This is a genomic window from Roseateles sp. P5_B10, from assembly GCF_056400485.1.
Window position 1 is genome coordinate 1 of the sequence record NZ_JBFULE010000174.1, and the last position, 8,340, is coordinate 8,340.

7 protein-coding genes are annotated in these 8,340 nt (G+C 69.4%); 5 read left to right on the plus strand and 2 right to left on the minus strand.

Translation table 11 applies throughout. The features are described 5' to 3' along the window. From AC1DU6_RS13105 to AC1DU6_RS13125, 5 genes are all read left to right on the plus strand, one after another. On the plus strand, positions 1 to 350 hold a 350-nt coding region (locus AC1DU6_RS13105), incomplete at its 5' end, for a globin domain-containing protein (protein ID WP_477857628.1). A gap of 39 nt (positions 351 to 389) precedes the next feature. Then, positions 390 to 2,381 (plus strand): hybrid sensor histidine kinase/response regulator, encoded by a 1,992-nt coding sequence (locus AC1DU6_RS13110; protein WP_477857630.1) that lies wholly within the window; start codon positions 390 to 392, stop codon positions 2,379 to 2,381. A 30-nt stretch (positions 2,382 to 2,411) separates the two neighbouring features. Beyond that, on the plus strand, positions 2,412 to 3,362 hold the full coding sequence (locus tag AC1DU6_RS13115) for a Bug family tripartite tricarboxylate transporter substrate binding protein (RefSeq protein WP_056202661.1): 951 nt from the start codon (positions 2,412 to 2,414) through the stop codon (positions 3,360 to 3,362). 6 nt (positions 3,363 to 3,368) lie between these two features. Beyond that, complete coding sequence (locus AC1DU6_RS13120) at positions 3,369 to 4,883, plus strand: malonate--CoA ligase (RefSeq protein WP_477857632.1); 1,515 nt, start codon at positions 3,369 to 3,371, stop codon at positions 4,881 to 4,883. A 54-nt stretch (positions 4,884 to 4,937) separates the two neighbouring features. After that, positions 4,938 to 7,562, plus strand: coding sequence for a diguanylate cyclase domain-containing protein (locus AC1DU6_RS13125; protein WP_477857633.1), 2,625 nt, complete (start codon positions 4,938 to 4,940; stop codon positions 7,560 to 7,562). Positions 7,563 to 7,565: 3 nt separating this feature from the next. On the opposite strand, the gene AC1DU6_RS13130 is transcribed toward AC1DU6_RS13125, so the two are convergent. Beyond that, positions 7,566 to 8,060: a 3'-5' exonuclease gene (locus AC1DU6_RS13130; protein WP_056202650.1), complete on the minus strand. Its 495-nt coding sequence runs from the start codon at positions 8,058 to 8,060 to the stop codon at positions 7,566 to 7,568. A gap of 58 nt (positions 8,061 to 8,118) precedes the next feature. Then, positions 8,119 to 8,340 (minus strand): integrase core domain-containing protein (locus tag AC1DU6_RS13135; RefSeq protein ID WP_477857635.1); only part of this gene is annotated, 222 nt, incomplete at its 5' end.

Here is an 8,340-nt window from a genome sequence, read left to right on the forward strand (position 1 = left end):
CCTTCTACGCCCAGCTGTTTGCCCGTGACCCCGCCCTGCGCGCGCTGTTCCGTGGCAGCGCCATGGTCGAGCAGGGGGCGCGGCTGATGCAGATGATCGGCGCCGCCATCGACCTGCTTGACCGCCCCGCCTCGCTGAACCCCGTGCTGCTCAAGCTCGGCCAGCGCCATGCCGGCTATGGTGTCGTCGAGGCCCACTACGCCAGCGTCGGCGCCGCGCTGCTGGACACCCTGGCCGCCGGCCTTGGCGATGGCTTCACGGCCGAGGTGCGCGAAGCCTGGACGGTGATGTACGGCCATGTCGCCCGGACCATGCAAGAGGGTGCCGCTACCGAGGCGCTGGCCGCCTGAGCCTGCTTATCATCGGCGCGCCCAGGGAGAGCGCGCCGCATGACAGAGACCTTGCATTTCCACCCCACGCCCGACGCCGGCGTGGGCGAACTCGGCAGCGTGCTCAAGGCCACGCTGCCGCTGCTGTCGCAGCTGCTGGAAGCCGTGCCGGCGCGCGTCGTCGTCATCGACGTGGCCGAGCGCTTCGTCTGGGCCAACCACGAGTTCTTCAAGTTCACCGGCCTGCATCCCAAGCAGGTGCTCGGCCAGCCCATCGGCCGCATCATTGGCGACGCCGCCTATGCCGACTACGGTGCCGTGCGCTCGCGCCTGGCCAGCGGCCAGACCGTCGCGTGGGAGGGTTGGACCGAACTGGCTGGTGCCGGTCGGCGCTATATGCGCGAGCACCTCATTCCCGTCGACGTGCAGGCCGGCGTGCCGCAGGCCACCGTCGTCATGAGCCTGGACCTGACCGAGCTGAAGCGGCGCGACGCCGAGCTGTCGGCCAAGGTCACCGAGCTGCAGGCCAGCGAGGCGCTGAAGTCCTCCATCTTCGACCACGCGATGGCGGCCCTGGTCTCCACCGACAGGACCGGCCACATCGTCGAGTTCAACCCCGCCGCGGCGGCCATGTTCGGGCTGGCGCGCGCCGAGGCTATCGGCCGCTCGGTGTCCGACGTGATGATTCCGGCCCGGCTGCGCGCGGCCCACGAGGCTGGCATGGCGCGCGTCTCGGCCGGCGGCGAGCAGCGCATCATCGGCAAGCGCATCGAGATGCAGGCCCAGYGCGCCGACGGCAACGAGTTTCCCGTCGAGATGGTGCTGTGGCGCACCGATGTAGCCGGCCAGGCCTTCTACACGGCGTCGCTGTTCGACCTGTCCGAGCGCCAGACGGCGCTGAGCGAGATCGAACGCCAGCGCGAGGCGCTGCGCCAGAGCGAGAAGCTGACGGCCATGGGCAGCCTGCTGGCCGGCGTGGCCCACGAGCTCAACAACCCGCTGTCCATCGTCATGGGCCGCGCGTCGCTGCTGGCCGAGAAGATGAGCGGCGACCCGCGCGCCGCCGACGCCCAGCGCATCCACGAGGCCGCCGAACGCTGCGGCCGCATCGTGCGCACCTTCCTGAACATGGCGCGCAGCCGGCCCGCCAACCGCAGCGAGGTGGCACTGAACGACCTCGCCACCGCCGCCGTCGACATGCTGGGCTATGTGCTGCGCAGCCACGGCATCGCCGTCACGCTGGACCTGCTACCGGGCCTGCCACCCGTCAAGGCCGATGCCGATCAGATCGGCCAGATCGTGCTCAACCTCATCGTCAACGCCCAGCAGGCCCTGGGCGCTCGAGACAACGGCCGCCGCCTGACCGTCTCCACCGGCGTGGCGCCCATGACCGACGGCGACCGCCGCCGCACGCCGCGCGTCTGGATGCGGGTGCGCGACAACGGCCCCGGCATYGACCCCGAGCTGCGCGAGCGCATCTTCGAGCCCTTCTTCACGACCAAGAGCGAGGGCGTCGGCACCGGCCTGGGCCTGGCCGTGTCGCGCTCCATCGCACGCGACCACGGCGGCGAGCTGACGCTGCAGGACGATGGCAGCGGCGCCTGCTTCTGCCTGCAGATGCCCGTCAGCGGCGAGCCCGAGGCCAGCGAGACCGAACCCGTACCGCTGCCGGCGACCGACGAGTGCAGCGCCCGCGTCCTCGTCGTCGATGACGAGACCGAGATTGCCGAGCTGATCGGCGAGATGCTGTCGGGCGCGGGTTATGAGGTCATGACGGCCGAGTCCGGCGCGGTGGCACTGGCCATGCTCGCCGAGGCGCGCTTCGACGCCATCGTCAGCGACCTGCACATGCCCGACATTGACGGCGCCCAGCTCTGGCGCGAGGTCAAGGCCCAGCACCCGTCGCTGGCGCGGCGCATGCTGTTCGTTACCGGCGACACGCTGTCGCCCATCGCCCGCCAGTTCCTGCACGAAGCGCGCTGCGACAGCCTCAACAAGCCCTTCTCCAAGCCGGAGTTGCTCGCCCGTGTGACTGCATTGCTGCAACCATAATTGCCGCACAACACTGACGGAGACAAGCCGATGAAGCGACGCATGCTGCTGCCCGCGCTGTGCAGCCCCTGGCTGGCGCTGGCCCAGGGCAACAAGCCTCAAACCTGGATCGTGCCCTTCCCCGCTGGCGGCGGCACCGACGCCTTCGCGCGGCCGCTGACCGCGCTGCTGACCCGGCAGCTGGGCCGCCAGGTCATCATCGACAACAAGGGCGGCGCGGGCGGCACGGTGGGCGCCACCATCGCCGCCAAGCTGGCGCCGGACGGCAACAACTTCTTCATGGGCGCCGTGCACCACACCATTGCGCCGTCCATGTACCCCAGGCTGGACTACAAGCTGGAAGAGGACTTCATCCCCGTGGCCCTGCTGGCCAGCGTGCCTCAGGTCATCGTCGTGCACCCGGGCCAGGTGCCTGTCAGCGATCTCAAGGGTCTGCTCGCCACGGTGCGCGCCAAGCCCGGCAAGCTGAACTACGGCTCGGCCGGCAACGGCACTTCCCACCATCTGGCCGGCGAGCTGTTCAAGCTGCAGACCAAGACCTTCATCACCCACATCCCCTACCGCGGCGCCGGCCCGGCCCTGCAGGACCTGATCGCTGGCCAGGTGGACCTGATGTTCGACGGCCTGGGCTCGTCGGCCAACCACATCAAGAGCGGCCGCATCAAGGCGCTGGCGGTGGCGGCTCCCAAACGTGCTGTCGGCTTCCCCGATGTGCCGACGGCCGCAGAGGCCGGCGTGCCGGGCTATGAGGTGTCGACCTGGTACGGCCTGTGGGCACCCAAGGGCACGCCCAAGGAAGCGATCACCGCCATGCAGGCCGAACTGCGCAAGGCCTTCGCGACGGACGACATCCGCAACATCTGGCACGGCCTGGGCGCCGAGACGCCCAATCTCTATGGCGACGCCTTCGGGCAATTCGTCAGCTCTGAAGTCAAGCGCTGGGCAGAGGTCGTCAAGCGCTCAGGCGCAAAGATGGACTGAGCCGCGATGAACCTGTATTCGGCCCTGCGCGCCGGCTTCCCGGCGGACCTGGACGCGACCGCCATCGACGCCGACGGCCTGCTCTACAGCTGGCGCGACCTCGACAATGGCAGCGCCATGCTCGCCAACTGGCTGGGCCGGCTGGAGCTGCCCGCTGGCAGCCGCGTCGCCGTCCACACCGACAAGAGCGTCGAGAACCTGATGCTCTACCTGGCGGTGCTGCGTGCCGGCCTGGTCTACCTGCCGCTGAACCCGGCCTATCACGCGGCCGAACTGGAGCACTTCATCAGCGATGCAGCACCGGGCGTCGTGGTCTGTGCGGGCAAGCACTTCGGCTGGGTCAGCAAGCTGGCTTTCCAGCGCGGCGTGCGCTGGGTCTTCACGCTGGACGACGATCGCACGGGCACGCTGCTGGACCGCGCCGCGCAGATGCCGCTCGCACACGAACCCGTCAAACGGGCCGCCACCGACCTCGCTGCCATCCTCTACACCAGCGGCACGACCGGGCGCAGCAAGGGCGCCATGCTCAGCCACGGCAATCTGCTCTCCAACGCGCAGACGCTGAAGAGCTTCTGGGACTGGAAGCCGGATGACGTGCTGCTGCACGCATTGCCCATCTTCCACGTCCACGGCCTGTTCGTCGCTTCGCACGGCGCGCTGCTCAACGGCAGCAAGATGCTGTGGTTCAACAAGTTCGACGCCGGTTCAGTAGCGCGCCGCCTGCCCGAGGCCACCATCTTCATGGGCGTGCCGACGCTCTATGTGCGGCTGTTGCAGGAGCGCACACTGGATAGCAGCCACATCCGCCTCTTCATCAGCGGCTCCGCGCCATTGCTGATCGAGACGTGGCGCGAATGGCAGGCCCGCACCGGCCATGCCATCCTGGAGCGCTACGGCATGAGCGAGACGCTGATGCTGACCTCCAACCCGTGCCGCCCGGAGGACGGCGACCAGGGCCAACGAGTAGGCGGCACCGTCGGCCCGGCGCTGCCGGGCGTGAGCCTGCGCATCGTCGATGACGAGGGCCGCCCCTGCGCGGTGGACGAGATCGGCCATGTGCAGGTACGCGGCCCCAACGTTTTCAGCGGCTATTGGCAGATGCCCGAGAAGACGGCCGAGGAGTTCACCGCGGACGGCTGGTTCAAGACCGGCGACGTCGGCCGCGTCGGCGCCAATGGCTATCTAACGCTGATCGGCCGCAGCAAGGACCTCATCATCAGYGGCGGCTTCAATGTCTACCCAGCCGAGATCGAGGGCTTCCTGAACGAACTGCCCGGCGTGGGTGAATCGGCCGTCATCGGCGTGCCGCATCCAGACTTCGGCGAGGCCGTCGTCGCCGTCATCACGCCCAACGGTCAGCCTGACCCCGAGGCGCTGATCCAGGCGCTCAAGGCCCGCATTGCCGGCTTCAAGGTACCCAAGCGCATCCTGGTCGTGCCGGAGCTGCCGCGCAATGCCATGGGCAAGGTGCAGAAGAAGCTACTGCGCGAGCAGCAGGCGGCGCTGTTCGCGCCGAAATAGCGGGACCCGACGGCGGGGGCTGCGGCGCACAATGGCCCGCAACCCCTGCCCCCGATGAGCGCCGCCACCCCGCCCACCGAGCCGCTGAAGCAGGCCCGCCGCCGCCGCTGGCGCGAGCGTGCCCTGCTGCTGGCGCCCGCCCTGGCCTTCGGTTCCGTCGTGCTGACGATCTGGGCCTTGGTGGGCTGGTATGCCGTCGAGAAGCCCCGTGAACTGCTGGCCCAGCAGCGCCAGGAGCTGGCCACCGGCGTTCGCGCCGTCGCGATGCAGACCGAGCCCGTGCTGCGCCAGGCCGAAAGCGCGCTGCGCGTCGTGGACCTGTGGCTGCTGACGCGTCGCGCTGATGGGCAGGAGGGGCGGCCGCAGGCCGACGCCATGCTGCGCCAGTTCGTCGACAGCGTGCGCAGCGGCTCGCGCCAGATGGTCGACATCGTGCTGGTGGCGCCCACCGGCCAGGTGCGCCGGCTGCAGGCGGGCGCTGAGGGCGACGACGCCAGCATCGCCGGCACCGCGGCCTTCGGCGAGATCGCGGGCCTGGTGCCCGAGGGCATTGCGCTGGGACTGCCGCTGCGCCTGGGCGGCCGCGCCGACGACGGCCGGCTGCGCCTGCCGCTGCTGATGCGGCTGTCGCGGCCGCTGGACGACTACGAGTTCGTCATGGCCACCATCGACCTGCAGCGCCTGCATGACATTCAGGGCCTGTTCGTGCCCTTGCCGCCATCCTCCCTCGTCATGCTGCGCACCGACGGCCTGGCCCTGTCGCGCCGGCCTGAGGTACCGGGCTTCGTCGGCCGCAACCTCTTCGAACAATTCCCCGCCGCCCGCCGCAATCTCAGCGGTGAAGAAGGTTTCTACGCCAGCAGCGGCGCGGCCACGGACGGCCGGCCCCGCACCGGCGCCTTCGTCACCCTGTCCGACTACGGCCTGAAGCTGCTGCTGTCGGGCACCGAGGAAGACGTGCTGGTGCCCTTCTGGCGGCAGCGCAGCCTGGTGGTGGCCGCCGCGGTACTGGCCACGCTGGGCCTGGTGCTGCTGGCGCGCTGGCTGGGCCAGCTGCAGCGCGCGGCACGGCTGCGCGAGGCGACCCTGCAGGCCACCAGCAATGCCATGCCGCTGGGCCTGTTCCGCACCGATGAGACCGGTCGAATCGTCTACGTCAACGACAGCTATCTGCACGTGCACGGCCTCAGGCGCGAGAACGTCGAGTGGGGCTGGACCACCCTCGTGCAGCCCGAGCAGCGCGACATGCTGATCCAGCGCTGGAAACACCAGATGGCCACCGGCGAGCCCATCGACATGGTGCGCAAGATGAAGCGCGGCGACGACGGCCGCATCCGCTGGATCGCGGTGCGCACGGCGCCGCTGTACTTCGACGGCCGGGTGGCCGGCCAGGCCGGCACCGTGGAAGACGTGACCGAGCGCGGCGAGCAGGAGAAGGCCCTGCAGACGCTGACCGCCATCTTCGACATGACGCCCGACTTCGTCTGCCAGGCCCGCGAGCATGGCCAGGTCACCTATCTCAACCCGGCTGCGCGGGCCCGCCTGGGGATGGCCGCCGATGCGCCGCTGGGCGACGCCCACATCGCCGACTACTTCTCGGCCGAGCAGCTCGACCTCTACGAAAAGCTGGTGCTGCCCGCGGCCATGCGTGAGGGCCACTGGCGCGGCCGAATCGGCCTGCAGCTGGGCGACACGAAGCTGCCGATGGACTGCCTCATCATCATGCACCGCGACGTGCGCGGCCGTGTCGAGACCGTGTCGGTCATCCTGCGCGACATGTCCKAGCAGCTGCACGCCCAGCGCGAGAGCGAACGCAACGAGGCCATGCTGCTGGCCGTCGCCCACACGGCGCGGGCACAGTTCCTCGTCGGCGACACCGAGGCACGGGTGATCTTCTTCAACGCCGCCTTCGAGGAGCAGCGCCGCGTCGAGCTCAAGGACTGGGTCGGCCGGCCGCTGGCCGAGCTGTTCGGCGTGCAGGACTACGCAGCCCGTGCGCCACTGATCGAAAGCGCCCTGGCTGGCGAAACGCGCCGGCTGGATCTCGTCGACCCCAGCGAACGCGACGGCCACAGCTTCGATGCGCAGTACGCACCGCTGCGCGTGCAGAGCGGCAAGATCGAAGGCCTGATCGGCATCGAGGTCGATGTGACCGAAGCCCGGCGCGAGGAGGCGCGGCTGCGCCTGGCCTCACAGACCGACGCGCTGACCCAGGCGCTCAACCGCACCGGCTTCGAGGAGGGCGCGCGCCGCTTGCTGACCGCCCCACCGGGCCAGCGCCTGGCCCTGCTCTACCTCGACCTGGACAAGTTCAAGCCCGTCAACGACCTGCACGGCCACCCGACCGGCGACGCGCTGCTGAAGGCCGTGGCGCTGCGCCTGCGCCATGCGTTGCGCCCGGGCGACCTGGTGGCCCGTCTGGGCGGTGACGAATTCGCCGTGCTGCTGCCGCAGGTGCACGAGGCCAGCGACGCCGCCACGGTGGCCGACAAACTGCTGCACGCCCTCTCCACGCCTTATCACATCGGCGAGCTGGAGCTGGAGATCGGCGTCAGCATCGGCTACTGCGTCGCGACGACGGGCGCGGTCAACCTGGAGCAACTGGTGGCACAGGCCGATGCCAGCCTCTACGAAGCCAAGCGTGCCGGGCGCGGCTGCCACCGCGGCGGCGAAATCTAGAGCCTAGACAGCCACGCCGTTCTTGATCTCGTCCAGGGCCAGCTGCAGCACGCGCGCATCGCTGCTGGCGCGGTGACGGGTCAGGCGCTGTCGCTGACGCACGATTTCGGTGACGCCGCGCCAGCGCTGGGCCTCCTGCTCGTCGAGCAGCCGGCGCAGGTCATCCAGGCGAAAGTTCTGCCGCATGCCGGCCGCGTCGTAGAGACGCGCCAGCCAGGGGTAGTCCTGTCCCCAGCCATCGCAATAGACGGTCTGGCCGGCCAGCCGCTCATTGAGCTGCTCAGCCATCCAGCGAACCGGTCTGCCGTGGCGCTGAAGCAGTTCGCGGCTGATGCCGTGCAGGGCTTCGGCGCTGGGGTCCCAATGCAGCCAATCGGGCTCGGGCGTGACCAGGCCACAGAACAGCCCGCCGTCCACCGCGACGAATCCGACCTCGATCGGATAGCTGCCGCGGCCAAAGCCCGAGGCTTCGATGTCCAGGATGGTGGGAAGCTGCATACGGACGCCAGTTTGTCAGGCCCGACACAGAAGTTACACAGGGTTGTCGCCGAGATGGCTAGCTGTTGAGTTTCGATAGGTTGTACCCACCGAGCCGGGAGGCAGGAGGGCTGTAGCCAAGAGCGGAGTGAGGCCGTCGAGCGTTGTAGTAGGTCAGGAACGCTGGCAACCAGGCCGTGCGCTCACCGCTGTTGGCCCAGACGCGACCATAGGCCCACTCCCGCAGACACGTCTGGATGAAGCGCTCGGCCTTGCCGTTGGTCTGTGGGCAGTACGGCTT